The organism is Veillonella rogosae JCM 15642, from assembly GCF_002959775.1.
GTDB classification, from domain to species: domain Bacteria; phylum Bacillota; class Negativicutes; order Veillonellales; family Veillonellaceae; genus Veillonella; species Veillonella rogosae.
Map to the genome: position 1 here is coordinate 369978 of NZ_PPCX01000010.1, position 17434 is coordinate 387411.

Genomic DNA, 17434 nt, shown 5'->3' on the forward strand with positions numbered 1-17434 from the left:
GCTCACATCCCTTTCTTATCTTGTAATGTATTCAAGATTTCGTAACAATTTGCACGAACAGAAATGAAGTCGTCTACGCCAGCTTCACGGTATACAGGCTCGAGGTCCTTAGGCGGCGCCCCTGCCAAGATAACTGTTACATTCGGCATAGTTTCTTTCAATTCTTTCGCTAGTGGCGGTACTAATTCTGGATATGTGTCATCTGTGGAACAGATAACGACAACATCAGCACCACTTTCACGAGCAGCCTTCGCAGCATCAGCCGTAGTTTCATGGCCGTCATTTTTAATCACTTCAAATGCACCTACTTCGAAGAAGCCTGTGGAGAAGTCCGCACGAGGTTTGTGTTGAGGAATTGGGCCCATATTAGCCAAGAATACCTTCACATTATCTTTCGTACGTTGTTTATAGTTTTCAGTGCGCATGCGAAGTGCTTCAAATTGTTCAGTCCAGCGATGAGCCGTAATTGGTTCGATCGTTTCAGAAGAAATATCGCCAGCGTCTAAAGACTTACGGATTTGACGGATCGTCAATTTTTGCAACGCCCCAAGCTCGATGAGACCAATCAAAGCGCCAGGCTCTGTCGTACCTGCTTCTAAGGTAGCCTGTGCTTTAGAAATAGCATCTGGCTCCGCACTTGCCAAGTATTCTTCTATGTGAGCAACACGTTTTTGACGCAATGTTTCTTGATTTTCTGGTTTAGGATCTAATAGCTCTTCTGTCATGTTCGCATACATGTTGTTACCTACAGCAACATCTCTGCGGTATGCAAGGTTTTTGAAGCGTTCATCAAGAATCGCTTTAACTTGAGCTTGTGGATAGCCTTCTTTCAAAGCCGCCACGATGCCGCCTTTAGATTCTATCGTTTGGAACTCAGCCCAGATTTTTTCGCATAATTCAGCAGCCAATGTTTCCACGTACCAAGAACCGCCTACAGGGTCCACAGGTTGACGCAACTCGAATTCAGTTTGCAACATAACTTGGATGTTACGAGCAATACGGCGAGAGAAGTCGTCCGCTTTGCGAATTGGTTGGTCGAATGGGGATACTTCAAGGCTGTTCAAACCGCCTACAACGCCAGAGAATGCTTGTGTCGTATTGCGCAACAAGTTTACATATGGGTCGTATACAGTTTTTGTGAAAGCCGATGTTCTGCCGTGTACATGAACAGCGCTGTCCGCTTCTTCAGCACCAAAGGCCTCCATGATGCGAGCCCAAAGTACGCGCAATGCACGCAATTTAGCGATTTCCATGAAGAAGTTAGCACCCATGGAGAATGTAAACATCATGCTCTTAGCGATGGTGTGTATATCGATGTTCCGTTGTGCCAATTGACGCACGTAGCAAACGGCTGTTGCCAATGCGTACGCTACTTCCTGTACATCGTTAGCGCCGCCATTAGCGTATACATCGCCAGATACAAGTACTGTTTTAAGTTCCGGAGCTTGTTCTTTAGCCCACACAACAGTATGTGCCATTTCGTCAAAGGCTGTGTCTAAGGAAATATGCAATGCACCGTCTTTAGCCCAAACGCCAACAGGGTCTGCACCAACGAGACCTTTCAAGTCAGCCGTTTGTTTTTTAGAGCCTTTCACAGTGGCTGCCAACATACCGAGCAAGATGGCTGCAGAAGCACCTGTTTCAATGTATAAAGGATTCTCTTTGAGATTGAAACGTTCAATTAATTGTTTGCAGTCATCCATGGTGGACAAGGATGTCCCACCAACGCCAACAGATGCGCCTACTTGCACATCTTGATCATGGCGCGTCGCTTCATCAAGTCGGATGTTGTGAATGGTGCCGCCTTTTACAATTTCGTATAAACTTGCATGATTGGCATCTTTAGGCAAGGAATCGTCTACGTACTGGGATACGCCCCAAGACTCTTTAATATAACCACTTGCCTTAGTGCCACGTAGGAACTCGCCTGCCCCAGGGTATACACCTTTTGGAATTTTTTCCCCATGTAGCGCAGGTGTGTAAATTGGCTGCAACGTAATACCTTCATAGGTTTTAGTGAACATCTTCTTGTGGAAGTCGCCACCTTTTAACGCCTTTTCAACTTCAGCCTGCCATTGTTCATACGTAGGTTTCTCAAATTCGTCAAAGGATACAGGTGCTAATAGATCGCGTTCTGCGTCCTTCGAAGTCTTTTTGTCAGACATATATGTGCCTCCTTTTCAACTCGAAACCATACCGAGAAACAGCGCACCGTACCTGCGAAATGTTCTATCTATGAATCACACGAGCTTTCCTATACTTGGATCACATCAACCTCAAATCTGTATCCATTAATTCAATAATTATAAAGCCTGATTCATATGCTAAACAGCCACTTTCAAGGGCAATAAAAAACGTGCCACCCAAAAGTGACACGTAAGGTTTCTTATTGAAAGGTACACCAAAAAACACTGAAGCCAGCATACCTCAATCCCCTTCCTATCGCTCGTAGGTACATAACGGTGATTATCAAATAGGCAGTTCTCCTGGCTCGGGCTCATTGCCTCGCTTTCGCCTTCCCAGATTTCTCCAGTGACATATATGAAAGCAGGCTCGTCCTTACAGTGGCGGGACCGCATCGGCTTGTACCGATTTCTCTATTAAGTCTTGCGACACCTATTCTCTATATTCGTTGTTCTAAGTCCAATATAGTGTAAGATTATGCACAAAGTCAATGAACATAACAGTTAATCATAAGTACCAAATTTTAGGTTATAACTGAAAGTCATGTGTGATAACTAAAATACATAATGCTATTTTAAGTATTCATGAAATAGTTAAAAGTATACTTACTATTATCAACACTATACATGCTATCAGCATGATATAATGATTTTATCAATACGAGGAGGTTACATCATGAATGAAATAAGCAAAAAAGGGCTCAGTACGACTTTACTCTGTTGCTTAATCTGGGGATTACTCCCCCTATATTGGGCACTACTTAATCAAGTTTCTTCCTTTTCAGTGCTATCGCACCGCATCATCTGGTCCGGTGTTTGGATGTTTTTCCTTGTTATCATCACCGGTCGCCAACAACTACGCATCGATATCCACTATTTACGCACCAACCTTACTCAATTAGGACTATTATTACTGGCTGCTATGTTGATTAGTATCAATTGGTTCACCTATATTTGGGCTGTTACCAACCAACACGTTCTCGATACTAGCCTCGGATACTATATCAATCCACTACTCAATGTATTACTAGGTATCGTCATCTATAAAGAAACCTTGCTGTGGTCACAAAAATTAAGCATCGCTATCGCCGTGCTAGGCGTATCTATCATGACCTATGAGCTAGGCTCGTTGCCGACCGTTTCCATTGCACTAGCCGTAACTTTCAGCCTCTATGGAGCCGTCAAAAAACGACTCACCATCCATCCATTTTCGAGCATTGCCTTGGAGGCGTGGCTTATTACACCTATAGCTCTATGGTATGTACTAACAGTAGATACTACATCATGGTCTTTTATTGAAAACATGACCCCCACCGGTCTACTACTCGTTTGTTCAGGCTTTACTACATCCGTGCCCCTAATCCTTTTTTCATATGGGGCTCGTTTATTGCCACTTAACGTGTTAGGATTCTTACAATACCTCTCTCCAACTATGGGCTTTTTCTTGGCCATCTTCTACTTTGGTGAAAGCTTTGGCACACCACAAATGATCGCCTTCGGTTGTATATGGATAGCATTAGTATTATTCTCGTTATCAAGCCAAATTACAACACGCATTAGCCTAAAAAAGTAAGATATATCCTATATCAACTAAAATAAGGAGGAACTATGAAATTTATATACCCTGCCATAATCCATGATGACGCCGATGGTTTCTGGGCTGAGTTTCCAGACTTAGCATATACAAGTAGTACGGGCGCAACACTAACAGAGCTCGTAACTAATGCTCAAGAAGCAATGGAGCTATATATTTTAGGAGCTTTAGAAGATGGAGAAAGCTTACCTACACCTACATCTATTCGAAACTTACCTTGTACGGATACAACCTATCCTACGCTAGTACAAACAGATATTGATTTAGCTAAAAATAGTAAGTCCGTAAAGAAAACCTTAACAATTCCAGCATGGCTTAACGATAGAGCACTAGCTAAAGGGATTAATTTTTCTCAGCTTTTACAAGAAGCGTTAGTAGAGAAAACAATGTAAATTTACACCATCAATTACTTAGTAAAATTAGAACTACGGTCCATGCAATGATTGCCAGCGTTAGTAAGCCTACACAAATCATCCACATGATGGTCACGAAATAGAGCAATAGTTTCAACACATAGAGCACATCAAACCAAACGCTATGTCGGTCCTCTAGCTGCTCCATGTAGGAACTGAGACAGCGCTCTAAATAGGGCGGTTTAGTATTAGGATTTAGTTTTTTCCAGTAAAATACTAGATACGGCGTCACAAAACAGCCTACCAATACGATATAGGTAAGAAAGATTGGTGTTTCTATGTTGTACTGAGTCATAAAACCTGACCAGTCCATGATCATTAATCTGCCTACGTACAAAAAGCCAAGCCAATATACGAAGCCTATTAACTTTATAATAAGGCGAATGATTTGTTTACTATCCATTATGACAATCCCATTACTATCAATAATCTAGTCTTTTCGAGTGTTATAAGCCTATAATCCAACTAATGTTTTAAATCGCGTATTATTGTGAAAGCGCTCGAAATGGTCTTGTTCTGCTGCCACAGCTTTTACAGATGGATCAATTTTAATCGCCTTTTCAAGCCAATCAAGGGCCTTAGTATCATCCCCTTGGTCTGCATAAATGGTAGCAATGCCATAGACGGACCAAGTATTACTAGGGTCCTTTTCTAATACCTTTTCAAACCACTGTTTAGAATCGTTTAACTGACCTTGTAGCTTATATACCATGGCCATATTATAGTAATTAGCTACATTGTTTGGATCTAAATCGTAAGCCTTTTTAGTATCTGCTAAACCTTTAGCTGTATCGCCATTCAACGCCGTAGCAAAGCCACGAACCGAATAAGCGTCTGCATTATTTGGATTATCCTTAATAGAAGCTGTTGCCTCCTCGATGGCTTTAGCATAATCACCAGAGGATAGAGCTTGCTTAGCGGCTATAACATGAGCATCTTGCTCTGTTTTAACTTGTTCGTTAGCTGTTGTTGTAGTTTTAGTGTCTTGTTGGGTCTTAGTATCTGTGCCACAACCTAATAGACTAAGCAAACACATACATAATAGAATATATTTCATATATTACCTCTATATTATCTATATAATACAACCACATTATGTCGTATATCTTCATTGTTTACTATGATTACAATAGGTAGTACTATTACATAATTTATTAAATACCATTACAATTATACCAAAACTATATACAAAAAAGGACGAGCCGCAACTCGTCCTTTTTCGTTATATGGTAGGTAATGTTATAAATCTTATTTTTTTGCTTTAGAGCAACGGTCTAGTAGGAATGCAACGCCTACGAATGGGATGCCACCGTTTTCACCAAGACCAATTTCACATGTGGAGCTGGAGCTTACGCCTAGTGTAGCGCCGTATTCAGCGATTTCGCCAGCCAAGTCTTTTGTGGCAGATTTGTTAAGTTCTGGTGTGAAGAAGCCTTTTTGACCAGCAAAGCCATCGCACGCAAAGGATTTAATGTTGAATACATGGTCAGTGCAGAGGCGTGCCAAGTCTTCAATGTATTGAGATTTGTTCAAAGATTTAATCTTACATTGTTTGTGTACGATAACTCGTTCATCGCATTTTTCAATGTCGAGATGCGGCACAACATATTTGCACAAAAATTCAGAAATATCGTTAATTTCTAAGTCTGGCATATGTTTGAAAGCATGGTTGAAGCATGCGCTATGATCGATTACAATTGGGTATTTACCATTTTGAGATGCTTTCATCAATGCATCGTGCAAGTCTTTTACAGCCCGTTCATGAACGTCGTCGTAGTTTTCAAAGCTCAAGCCACAGCAGAGGTTTTCAATATGTTGTGGGTAAATAATATCGATATGAGCCTTGTTGCAGAGGCTTTCCACGACTTGTTGTAAGCTACGATCATCATCATAACCTTGGTTCGGTTTGAAGGCACGGTTCGCACAAGTACTGAAGTATACAACCTTTTCAAAGTTAGTTGGTTTAATGCGATTTCTCAATCTATAATGGTTAGCCTTAGGCGTTGTCTTAGGTAAGTACGGTGTAATACCTGTGACACCATGTAAACCGTCGGTAATCTTGGAAATTGCTTTTTGCGTAATGATAGAACCAGCAATGCCTTCGAGGCTTACGCCGGCACGAGCCATTTGAAGGGTTGTGGAGAAGTTGTCGTAAATCTTCTTAGCCAATTCTGGTGCAGGCGGATCGATGCGGCGCATGGACAATGCGATTTGAGCAGTATCGATGCTAAGTGGACAAAGACCTTTACACATAGAGCAGGCTGCACAAGTTTCCACACCGTAGTATTCATAGCCCTTTCTGAGCTCAGATGCCAATGTGAAGTTACCTTCGTTTTCAAGGCGTTTCGTTTCGCGCAACAACGCAATACGTTGACGTGGCGTCAATGTTAAATTACGGCTTGGACAATGTTTTTCACAGAAACCGCATTCCATACAGATTGTGAAAGCATCATCGATAGCACATTGTGCCTTAAGGTTTTTCTTGTACACATCTGGATCATCTGTGATGATTACATCAGGGTTCAAGATACGAGTAGGGTCAAAGATGGCTTTGATGCGACGATTGATTTCGTACGCTTTTTTGCCCCATTCCATTTCAACAAATGGTGCTACCATCCGGCCTGTACCGTGTTCAGCTTTCAAAGAACCACCGAAACCAGATACGCGCTCAGACATTTCTTTTACTAAATCTCCAAAGTTCTTAGTATCTTTAGGGTCGCTGAAATCGGGTGTAATATTAAAGTGAACGTTACCAGACAGAGCATGACCGAAGATTACACCACCGTCTACGAAATCGTATTTATGGAACAATTCCGTAATCATTTCGATGCCCTTAGTGAAGTCTTCAATTTGGAAGCAAACGTCCTCTGTAATAACAGTGGTGCCTTTTCTACGTTGACCTCCAACGATTGGCAAGATACCTTTACGGATAGCCCACCAAGAATCGTATTCCTTAGGGTCTTGAGAGTAAAGACTAGGGATGGCTGTAGGGATATCTTTCAATTGGTCTTTAATGAAAGCCAAGTTTTCATCTACTGTTTCTTTCGTGTAGCTTTCAGTTTGGAACAAGATAGCGCTTGTACCTTCAGGCACTTCACGAACGAAGTCAGGTACATTTTCAAGGCTTTGAACGGCGCGCAAGGACTGATAGTCCATCATTTCTGCAGCGATAACCTTTTCACGGCCCATATTAGCGAGCGCTACAACTGCAAGGGATGCATCGTTCAATGTTTTGAAGAACATGAGGCCACAGCCTTTATGAGGCACGTCTTCAACAGTGTTGTACACGATTTCAGATACGAAGCCCAATGTACCTTCGGAGCCGATGAACAAGTGGTTGATGATGTCGATAATATCTTCAAAATCAACGAGGGAGTTCAAACCGTAACCTGTAGTATTTTTAATTTTATATTTGTGATGAATCAAATGCGTCAATTCTTCGTCAGCTAAGATTTCCTTGCGCAATTGCAAGAGATCTTCTACCATTTGAGGTTTTTCTTTGAGGAATTGATCGATACTCTTTTGGTCGGACGTATCAAGAATAGAGCCGTCTAATAAAACAACGCGAATAGAACGAATTGTTTTATACGAGTTCTGCGCTGTACCACAGCACATACCAGAGGAGTTATTATTCAAAATACCGCCCACTAATGCTGTAGCAAGCGTTGCAGGATCTGGACCAATTTTACGATTGTACGGTTTCAATAAATCGTTTGCATCAGAACCGATAACACCGCACTCACATTTTAAGGCTTTTCCATCGTCGATAACTTCCATTTTTTTGAAGCCATCATTACATACGATGAGCACGTCTTCACTGGAACACTGACCAGACAACGAAGAACCAGCTGCACGGAATGTAAATGGCGTGCCGCATTGTTGGCATAGACGAATAAGGCGTCTTACTTCGCGTTCGTCCTCAGCTTTTACAACAACCTTTGGTAAATAGCTATAGCAGGACGCATCAACGCCATACGCATAACGACGTAAATGATCGGTATACACGCGACCTTTACAAATCTCTTTTGCCTCCTTGGCAAAACGTTCATAATCTCTAATAAGCGTACTCACTTGTATTTCCTCCTATCCTCTCATAAGGAACATGTGTTACTTTTAGTATACGCCGTTCTCATTCTCACTACTATAATTATGCATAAATTATATGTCTTCTAATAATTCTCGATATGCATCGCTTTTTTATTTCTTTACTTGAAAGTGCATCTCAATGGCATTATCATGTACTCATTTCTTCACATATCTAATCAAGAATCCTTATTTATTAAGGATTAATCGATATATTTTATAGATATATACGAAAACCTAGATAAACTATGATTTATACTGCATATAATTCTATAGGAAATAGATTACAAAGCTCATGCATAAAACTATTATGATTTACTAATTTTAATTTTTCCATTCTCAATTACAAAGTCCTATGACTTTTAGTTATACCCTTTTAAAAAACGTCAGAAATTCAAAAAGCCCTCTAGTGATACAACTCTTACGAGCTACCACCAGAGGGCTTTTATTAAACTATGCTTATTAAAGATATGGCTCATCTTAATGAATTGATACCATAAACCTTATCCTAGAATCCCCGATTTAAGGATGAGTCGTACAGCCAACGCAAACACGGCTACGCTCATAAGGGCAAGGATTGCTTTTGCCTTGAGGCGTTTGGCAATGCGCGCACCAGCTTGAGCCCCAAAGATGGCTCCAATACTAGTAGGAATAGCAATGCTAAAGACGATATGATTCTCTATTAAATGTGTAATAACACCAACCGTAGTAGATACGGCGAGGATGGATTGGCTAGTGGCTGTCGCCATATGCGTAGGGAAGCCCATTAAATAAATCAAGGCCGGTACGTGAATCAGCCCGCCACCAATACCAAAGATACTGGAAATAAAACCTACAACGATGCTAATGCTAATACCAACGGGCTTACTATAGGTTAGCTGATCCAAGGTAAGGGATTCTTCCTTGCGCTCTCCTTTACGGAAGTTCTTGAACCCAATCAAGAAGGAAGCACAGAGCATAAAGCAACCAAAGGCAAACATAAAGCCTTTACCAGAGAACCACCCCGACATTTGAGCCCCTAAAATAGCCCCTGGGAAGGTAGCAACACTAAAGACGAGAGCCGCACTGATATATACTTTTTTCTGTTTAAGATACGCTATAGATCCAGAGATAGCATTACACATAACAGAAAAGAGTGACGTCCCTACAATCATAGACGGAGACCATTCAGGGAACCAGTACATAAAAAGAGGTACAAATATAAGGCCTCCACCAGCACCAATGATAGTGCCTAGCATAGCCGCTAAAAAGCCAACTATAGTAAAGAATATATAGAATAATACTATGTTATCTAACATGGTAAGCCCTCCTTTAATTAGACTGGAAGAATGCTTTTGCATCTTTCAATCGACCTCGTTCACACGAAACTTGTAGTTCATCACCTGGTTCAAGTTTCACATCCCCAAGAGGTACAATGTAGGTACCATTTCGGCGAATACTTACGATTAATGTCCCCTCTGGCAATGCCAAGTCTTGTAGTTGTACATCTGTATAGTTTGCCACTACAGGCACCTTGGTTTGGAAGAAGGTTTGTACAGCTTCTAGATTGCTTTGCCCAGTCATAGCTTGCAATAAGGAATCGTAAATCGGCGGCTCTTTTAAAAGATCTGCCACAAGATAGGCCACCAATGTAACGATACCAATAGCGTAAATATTAGAAAAACTATTCGTCATTTCAAGAACGAGTAGAATCGCCAAAATCGGGGTTCGCATAGCAGCTGCTAGCATACCACCCATGGCACAGATGACGAATTGAGGTACAAAATCAGGAGAAATGAGGCCTAACGTTGAAAGTAGGCTTTCACAAAAGGCACCTGCTGACGCACCGATAACAAGCATGGGTAAAAAGATGCCCCCTTGAGCACCACTGCCATAACAGAAGGTAGTGAGCAACATCTTGCCTAGCACGATGCCCGCCAAGAGCAACACGCCATGAGATTGAAAGGCGAGCTGACCTACGAGATCATTGCCGCCACCTAAAAGAAGTTGCGAGTCATAGCCGATGACGGCCACAGTCACAAAGGTGAGGGCTAATTTCAAGAACCGAGAGCATTTAAGCCACTCAAAGAATTTCTTGAACACAAAGATCATGCGACAGAAAAGCACCCCACAAAGTCCCATAATAACGCCCACCATAAGCAGTACAGGAAAGTACTCAAGAGGAACCCCTGAGGTTACCGAAAATCCAAGAGCTGGGTCGAGACCAAAGATACTAACTGTAATATAGTTAGAAATCAATGTGGCCACAAAGGTTGGCACAACGAGGTACGGATAAAAGCTTTTATGAACCTCTTCAAAGACGAATATCGCCCCCGATACAGGTGCACTAAAGGCAGCCGTTAAGCCGGCCCCTGCGCCAGCAGAAGTCAAGATGCGCTGCTCACGCAGCCCTGAATTCATCCAATAGGATACAATTTTACCGGCAGAGCCCCCGATTTGTACGGCTGGCCCTTCACGACCTACGGAAAAGCCCGCAAATCCAGTCAGTACGCCACCAATCATCTTTGACACAAGCGTCCGATAAGGCTTCATATCAAAGAGACCTAGCATCTCCCCTTCGATTTGAGGAATACCAGAACCACCAGACAACGGTGCCCAAGTCAATAATCGATCTACGATAAAGGCAAAAACGACCATAGCTATGAGCCAACCTAAAGCCCACTCCAGAGTAATGCCCTCCATCAACTGCCAACGCAAATGCTCGGACTCTAAGATTAAATAGCGATATGTAGCCCCGCAAAAACCTGCCACAACGCCAACGACAGCGCCCTTTGCGATAAGCTCCGTTAAGAGTACACGATTCATGGACATATCTGCTAAGGTAGAACTGCGCTTATTAAATTTCCATAGTTTCATAAGATTTCCTCCTCAGCATATATAACGATTATGTACCTATTTGGATTACTATTATTACTAATCCTTGTAATTTTAGTAGTAATACATCAACGGATAAATAAGCCTAACTACTATTTAACTAGTATCTTTCCGAATTGTGATCTAGTCTAACAATTATCTATTCATATCTTTAGTATACTTATGTAAATTATGATTTTCAAGGCGCTATTAAAAGTAAATCTAGACAGCTGTCCATCGCAGTAAGCACCTCAAAAAGTAAATCTAGATATGACGCTAAGCTCCTAAAAAACAAAACTAGACATCTCTACAGCAAAAGAGATATCTAGTCTTGTTTAGCAAGTGTTTATAGATGTTGTCTTTACATAATCGGAGGCATACGAGCGGTGTAGAATCTAATTTGGTTGTTAGTATATAGATTCATAGATGCCAATGATTTCTTCTAAGGATACATCACGTGGGTTACCAGGTGTACATGCATCGTTGAAAGCAGATTCAGCGAGGAATGGAATATCTTCCCGTTTTACGCCTGCTTCGCTAAGAGATTTAGGAATACCTACGTCATCAGCTAATTTTTGAATTACGTCAATAGCTGCTTGACGATAGGCTGCTTCATCCATAGCGTCTACATTAGGAACGCCCATAACGCGAGCGATTTCACGATATTTTTCGCCTGTTGCAGGAGCATTGAATTTCAATACGGCTGTTAAAAGCATAGCACAAGCCTTGCCATGAGGGATATCGTACACAGCACTCAATGGATGCGCCATGGAGTGAACGATGCCGAGGCCAACGTTAGAGAAGCCCATGCCCGCAATGTATTGACCTAAGGACATAGCTTCGCGGCCTGCATAATCACCAGCCACAGCACTGCGCAAGGAACGACCGATGATTTCAATAGCTTTCAAATGAAGCATATCAGTAAGTTCCCACGCACCTTTTGTGATATACCCTTCTACAGCATGTACGAGAGCATCCATGCCTGTTGCCGCACAAAGGCCTGTCGGCATAGACGCGGACATATCAGGATCTACGATAGCTACGATTGGGATGTCATGAGGGTCAACGCAAACGAATTTGCGGTTCTTTTCAACGTCTGTAATAACGTAGTTGATGGTAACCTCTGCAGCCGTACCAGATGTAGTTGTAACAGCGATGATTGGCAAGCAAGGGTTCTTAGTAGGCGCTAAACCTTCAAGGCTGCGCACATCGGCGAACTCAGGATTCGTAATAATAGTAGCAATCGCCTTACTTGTATCGATTGGGCTACCGCCACCAACAGCAACGATAACATCGGCGCCAGCTGCTTTACAAGCATCAACGCCAGCCGTTACGTTTTCGATCGTAGGATTTGGTTTAATGCCGTCATAGATTTCATAATCGATGCCTGCCGCATCAAGTAAATCTGTTACCTTAGTAGCCACTTTAAATTCAAATAAATCTGGTGTAGATGTAACGAGGGCTTTTTTGAAATGACGATTCTTAATTTCGTTCACAATCTCCTGAATCGCCCCTTGTCCAAAATAGGACGTACCATTCAACATAATTCTGCGAGCCATATACTTCACTCCTGACAAAACAAACTATACAATAAAAAATAAACCGACAGAGAATCACTTTACTTATTAATTCTCTATCGGTTTATTAAAATCCTTGATAGCTCGTTATGTATACACTATATATTTTTATACAGAATGTAGAGTATAAATGTATCTCTGACTTACATACCTCTGCTCATTTTCATAAGCAAGATTCGTTTCACAGATTCATCGAGTCTCTCTTTAGAGATACGCCCGTCTTTCACGGCTTTCATAAGGCCATTGTAAGCCTCTTGCATGTGTTCGTATTCATGGCATACGAGCAAGATATCGCTGCCAGCGAGGATGGATTGCACCGCCATATCACCGAAGGTATAATGTTTCGCGAGGGCACCCATGTCCATATCGTCCGTTACGACCACGCCGTTATAGCCCATATCCTTGCGCAACCAGTCCGTAATAATGGCCTTAGACAAGCTAGATGGATGGTCTGGATCGATTTGTGGGTACATTGCGTGAGACACCATGATTGTATATGTATTCGGTTTGGACTGCTTAATGAGGTCTACGAACACCTTTGTGTCCTCTGAAAGCAGCGTTTCTTTAGATACAGGAACGATACTTGTGTCTGCGTGCAAGTCTACGTCAGTCTTACCGATGCCTGGGAAGTGTTTATAGGAATACCACAGGCCCGCTTCGTCGTAAGATTTACCAACAGCGCTAGCATAGCGAACCACTTCATCAGGGTTCGTACTATAGGAGCGGCCATAGGTTAATCCTAAGTCGGCTACAGGAGCAAAATTAATGTTAAAACCTAAGTCTTTTAACTCAGTTCCTACCTCTTTCGCCAAGGCTGCAGCTTGCTCTACAGGCTCCTTACCTACCTCTTCCGCAGGAGGAACCTTGATGAGCTTATCGTCCATGCGCGCTACAGCACCACCCTCTTGGTCGATACCGAGGAACAATGGCGTTAAGCCCGCGCTTTTACCGGCCTTGTTAATATCTGCAATGAGCGTCTTAACTTGATCCTTGGATTCCATGTTACGGTCAAACAAGATAATGCCGCCCACACGATACTCATTAAGCATGAATTTAGCATCATCGTTCAAGGACTTGCCGTGAATACCAATCATCATCAATTGACCAACCTTGTCCGCATCGGACATATTAGCCACTAATTTATCTACCTTTTGCTCTGGTGAAAGCTCGCTCTGTGCTACGGATTCATAGGTCACAGGCTCAGCCTTTGAAGTAAATGGATTATGTAAACCGCAACCCGTGGTGATCGCTAAGGCGCCAATCATCGTAGCTGCTACAAAACGTCGAAACATATATACCTCCAAAATCTCTAAAAAGTATTATGTATAGTATATCAAATAATCAGCCCCAACAAACTAAGATATTTAGTTTCCCCATAATACTAAATACTATGAATAGTACGATATGCTATCACATCCATCAACACAAATTCTAGTTAATACTGCAAAATAATAGGTTATAACGAAAAAAGACTATTACCCAAAACCTACGTATACCGTATTGGTTCGAAGTAATAGTCTTTATATGAGTTAATGTTTAAGTTAACGTTTGAGTTAACTGTTTCAGTTAAATAGTTAACTTAAATTTTGCCTTGCTCTTTCATTTCAGCTAAGAGCTTTACGATGCGAGGGCCACAGCCTTTACCACCGCAAGCGCCCGTGCCAGCACGAGTTGCTTCTTTTACCTCTGGAAATGTATGAGCCCCATCTAAAATGGCTTCTTTAATCGTTTTGCGCGTAATGCTACGGCACGTACACACCTTTGTAAGCTTGTCCAGAATTGCCTCTGGCACTTGATTATCTTCAAAATTCATATGTAATTCCTCATCTATTCACTTGAATATCTATATACTATATCGATTTAATATATCGAAAATTTACGATTTCTGTACTTAGTATATCATATTTTACGAATTATATCGATACTTTTTAATATAGTGAAGAATCTAACATAAAATTTAAAAGATAGCACTTGCCATAAAACGTTTATTATATGGTAAAAGCTATATAGTGTTACCATGTAGCTTTTACCATATTAGCCTTACGCTAAATCCCTATAAAATAATGCTCACAATGCGTTCAAAGAATTGCAAAATAGTTTGTTGTAATGGAATGAAGATCTTACTCGCAATTGGTGTATTAAGCACTAAGATAAGTACAATCAAGCTGACAAAGCTTAACCGTTCCAATGTAAATTGCAAGTCCCTAGGCAACAAGCTTGTAATAATGCGACTACCATCAAGTGGTGGTATGGGCATCATGTTGAGAATGGCAAAGTTAATATTATATACAACAATCAGTGTCAGTACTAACTCTAATGAGTCATTTGTCAACAAGCCGTAGCTTCCAAGAAAACGTAGTGCTAAGTAGCCTAAAAAGGCCATCAACACATTAGACGCCGGTCCCGCAATAGATACTAAGGTATAGTCTGTGCGAGGATCGCGGAAGTTAGACGTATCAACCATTACAGGCTTAGCCCATCCAAACCCACCGATAAGGAAGGCTATAGAGCCGATTAAATCAAGGTGTGCCACGGGATTCAAGGTCAAGCGGCCCATGGAGCGCGGCGTAGAGTCGCCGAGCATATCTGCTACCTTGGCATGAGCAAATTCATGCCCTGCAGCTGCAATGATAAGCGCTGGAATAGACGCTAAAATCATCGTTAAACTAATACCAGAAAATAACATAAAACTCCTTTATTGTTTGGCTTCCCATGCGGTGTAGCCGTCTTGAATGCAACGAAGGGCATTCAAGGTACGCGGATATCCGATGTACGGTACGCATTGGGATGCGATATTAATCAAATATTGTTTGCTGTTCCCTACGTTCAAGTTGCCTTCTACGTGAGCCTTCAGCTGAGGTTCACAGCCACCTTGAGCGGCCAAGAAGCAGAAGGTAATCATTTCGCGATGAGCTACGCTAAGGCCTTTGCGAGTATAATAATCACCAAACATATTGGCCAGCCACTTCTTGATGTGACGTGTATCCTCAGGACCTTCTTGATAGGAATTACGCACAGCTTCACCAAAGATTTCCACTTGTTTTTCCACGCCTTTTTCAAGACGAGACTCACCAGTGATCGTGCTTCGAGATGGATCAGTAATGGTTTCTCCACGATAGTCAAAAATCTTGTTCGTCACCTTAAAGAATGGGCGCACACGACCAATACCAAGATATGGTACCGCCTGATAAATGAGCTCCACCACTTCGTCAGGAATCAACCCAAAGTTGAGCGCTGCTGGTAGCATCAATGCGTATTCATCAACAGCAAAGGCACCAACTAAGGTAGCAAGAATAGCCAAGAAGCGATCCTTTGCAGGCACATTGCGGCCTTCTTCAGTGATGACTTCATCGAATGCAAAATTATCAAACAAAACTTCAAACTCAGGATCAATATAACCTGCTGGGGCTGCAATATCAGGGAACATGCGCTCCGTATAGGCTTGAGCAAATTCAGATTTAGACATAGAAAAACCTCCATAAACAACACTGGTGAAAGCCCAAAAGGAGCTTTCACCAGCAATAGTTATGTAATTATTACGGCAAGCGCCACTAAATTATAACGCTGGGAAAGAGAAGTCAGTGCCGTATACTTCTTTCCAAGCAGCCATGAACATATTGAATTCGTTGCTACCAGGTTGGAGTTGATATACTTGACCATCTGGGGAGAAACGATATACAGTATGCAAGCTTGGGTGTACAAGATATTTGAACAATGTAGCTTCACCGTATTGGTTATTATGCATGTTAATTACATTAATACCAAATACATAGTTGCGGCTGCTGTCGATACCTTTGAACTCAGATGCTTTATCGAAGAAATACGTTTCTGTACCATTTGCACTGTTTGGAACCTCTGGGTAGTTAGCTAAACCATTCCAGTTTGCTGCGTTTGCAACGCCACCCACTAATAATGTACCTGCTAATACAAATGCACCTAATAAATTTTTATTCATAATGCGCTCCTTTATGCCACGAAGGCCACTCACAATTAGGTCATACTCTCACATGACCTCTGTACAATACGCTATATGTATAGTATATCACATATTTAATAAAATATAGGATATCTTCGGTTACAGAATGAATGCATATGAGGTTCTATAAAATTAGCCTTTAAAAGTTTGTGCCGTTTTATTATTGGCGTTATCGATTGCTTGTAATAATTTATTAAGCAACTGACGCAGTTGACGCGTTTCTTCTACGTCGAAAATTGGACCTGCAGCTTCAGACAAGCGGCGCGGTATATGAACAGCTTCGTCACGTAATGCTTTACCAGTATCAGTAAGGGTTACCATAACTACTCGTTCATCTTGACGACTACGTTTACGCTTCAAGAATGCTTTTGCTTCTAATTTCTTTAAAAGCGGTGTTAACGTACCAGAATCAAGGCGCAATACTTGACCTAATTCTTTAACGGATAAGTCACCATATTCCCACAATGCCATCATTACGATGTATTGAGTATATGTCAAATTCAAAGGATCTAAGTGACTACGATATGCATTAACAATCTCCTTCGCCACTACATAAAGTGGGAAGCTCAACTGGTTTTCTAATCTTAAATATTCAGAATCTGGAACATCTTCTTTATGTTTATATCCTTCGAGTACGCCGATCTCTGCCATATTCTACCTCCACATGCACACAATTATCTACCTAATTAATTGTACACAATTTTACAGTAAGCAGTCAACGATAAACCCCTACTTGGTTCAGATATTTTTAAATT

15 protein-coding genes and 1 riboswitch are annotated in these 17434 nt (G+C 41.6%); of the genes, 2 read left to right on the top strand and 13 right to left on the bottom strand.

Translation table 11 applies throughout. From position 1 onward, the window contains the following. Positions 1-2: 2 nt before the first annotated feature. Complete coding sequence (locus VRHSUH09_RS07085; RefSeq protein ID WP_105081774.1) at positions 3-2165, bottom strand: methylmalonyl-CoA mutase family protein; 2163 nt, start codon at positions 2163-2165, stop codon at positions 3-5. A 294-nt stretch (positions 2166-2459) separates the two neighbouring features. After that, a riboswitch (cobalamin riboswitch) is annotated at positions 2460-2635 on the bottom strand. A 224-nt stretch (positions 2636-2859) separates the two neighbouring features. Here VRHSUH09_RS07085 and rarD point away from each other — a divergent pair. Continuing rightward, positions 2860-3756: an EamA family transporter RarD gene (gene rarD, locus VRHSUH09_RS07090; RefSeq protein WP_105081775.1), complete on the top strand. Its 897-nt coding sequence runs from the start codon at positions 2860-2862 to the stop codon at positions 3754-3756. 35 nt (positions 3757-3791) lie between these two features. Next, positions 3792-4169 carry a type II toxin-antitoxin system HicB family antitoxin gene (locus tag VRHSUH09_RS07095; protein WP_105081776.1) on the top strand — a complete coding sequence of 126 codons (378 nt, stop codon included), beginning with the start codon at positions 3792-3794 and terminating at the stop codon, positions 4167-4169. A gap of 10 nt (positions 4170-4179) precedes the next feature. Here VRHSUH09_RS07095 and VRHSUH09_RS07100 read toward each other — a convergent pair whose 3' ends face one another. From VRHSUH09_RS07100 to VRHSUH09_RS07155, 12 genes are all read right to left on the bottom strand, one after another. Next, complete coding sequence (locus tag VRHSUH09_RS07100; protein ID WP_054747350.1) at positions 4180-4593, bottom strand: hypothetical protein; 414 nt, start codon at positions 4591-4593, stop codon at positions 4180-4182. Positions 4594-4644: 51 nt separating this feature from the next. Beyond that, positions 4645-5247 carry a tetratricopeptide repeat protein gene (locus VRHSUH09_RS07105; RefSeq protein ID WP_105081777.1) on the bottom strand — a complete coding sequence of 201 codons (603 nt, stop codon included), beginning with the start codon at positions 5245-5247 and terminating at the stop codon, positions 4645-4647. Between the two features lie 191 nt (positions 5248-5438). Next, entirely contained in the window at positions 5439-8261 is a 2823-nt protein-coding gene (locus tag VRHSUH09_RS07110) for an FAD-binding and (Fe-S)-binding domain-containing protein (protein ID WP_105081778.1), read from the bottom strand. 515 nt (positions 8262-8776) lie between these two features. Beyond that, positions 8777-9571 (bottom strand): sulfite exporter TauE/SafE family protein, encoded by a 795-nt coding sequence (locus VRHSUH09_RS07115; RefSeq protein ID WP_009352252.1) that lies wholly within the window; start codon positions 9569-9571, stop codon positions 8777-8779. A gap of 13 nt (positions 9572-9584) precedes the next feature. Further along, a complete protein-coding gene (locus VRHSUH09_RS07120; protein WP_105081779.1) occupies positions 9585-11129 on the bottom strand; it encodes a ClC family H(+)/Cl(-) exchange transporter in 1545 nt (514 codons plus the stop codon). 404 nt (positions 11130-11533) lie between these two features. Further along, the gene (gene fucO, locus VRHSUH09_RS07125) at positions 11534-12685 is read right to left on the bottom strand and encodes a lactaldehyde reductase (protein ID WP_105081780.1); all 1152 of its coding nucleotides are present in this window, start codon (positions 12683-12685) and stop codon (positions 11534-11536) included. 161 nt (positions 12686-12846) lie between these two features. Next, positions 12847-13995 carry a glycoside hydrolase family 3 protein gene (locus VRHSUH09_RS07130; protein WP_054747355.1) on the bottom strand — a complete coding sequence of 383 codons (1149 nt, stop codon included), beginning with the start codon at positions 13993-13995 and terminating at the stop codon, positions 12847-12849. Positions 13996-14282: 287 nt separating this feature from the next. Beyond that, positions 14283-14516 carry a (2Fe-2S)-binding protein gene (locus tag VRHSUH09_RS07135; RefSeq protein ID WP_009352375.1) on the bottom strand — a complete coding sequence of 78 codons (234 nt, stop codon included), beginning with the start codon at positions 14514-14516 and terminating at the stop codon, positions 14283-14285. Between the two features lie 240 nt (positions 14517-14756). Then, on the bottom strand, positions 14757-15389 hold the full coding sequence (locus VRHSUH09_RS07140) for a site-2 protease family protein (RefSeq protein ID WP_054747360.1): 633 nt from the start codon (positions 15387-15389) through the stop codon (positions 14757-14759). 9 nt (positions 15390-15398) lie between these two features. Next, on the bottom strand, positions 15399-16169 hold the full coding sequence (locus VRHSUH09_RS07145) for a carboxymuconolactone decarboxylase family protein (protein WP_105081781.1): 771 nt from the start codon (positions 16167-16169) through the stop codon (positions 15399-15401). Between the two features lie 90 nt (positions 16170-16259). Continuing rightward, positions 16260-16658, bottom strand: coding sequence for a hypothetical protein (locus tag VRHSUH09_RS07150; protein ID WP_009352527.1), 399 nt, complete (start codon positions 16656-16658; stop codon positions 16260-16262). A gap of 153 nt (positions 16659-16811) precedes the next feature. Continuing rightward, positions 16812-17330: a MarR family winged helix-turn-helix transcriptional regulator gene (locus VRHSUH09_RS07155; RefSeq protein ID WP_054747364.1), complete on the bottom strand. Its 519-nt coding sequence runs from the start codon at positions 17328-17330 to the stop codon at positions 16812-16814. Positions 17331-17434 lie beyond the last annotated feature (104 nt).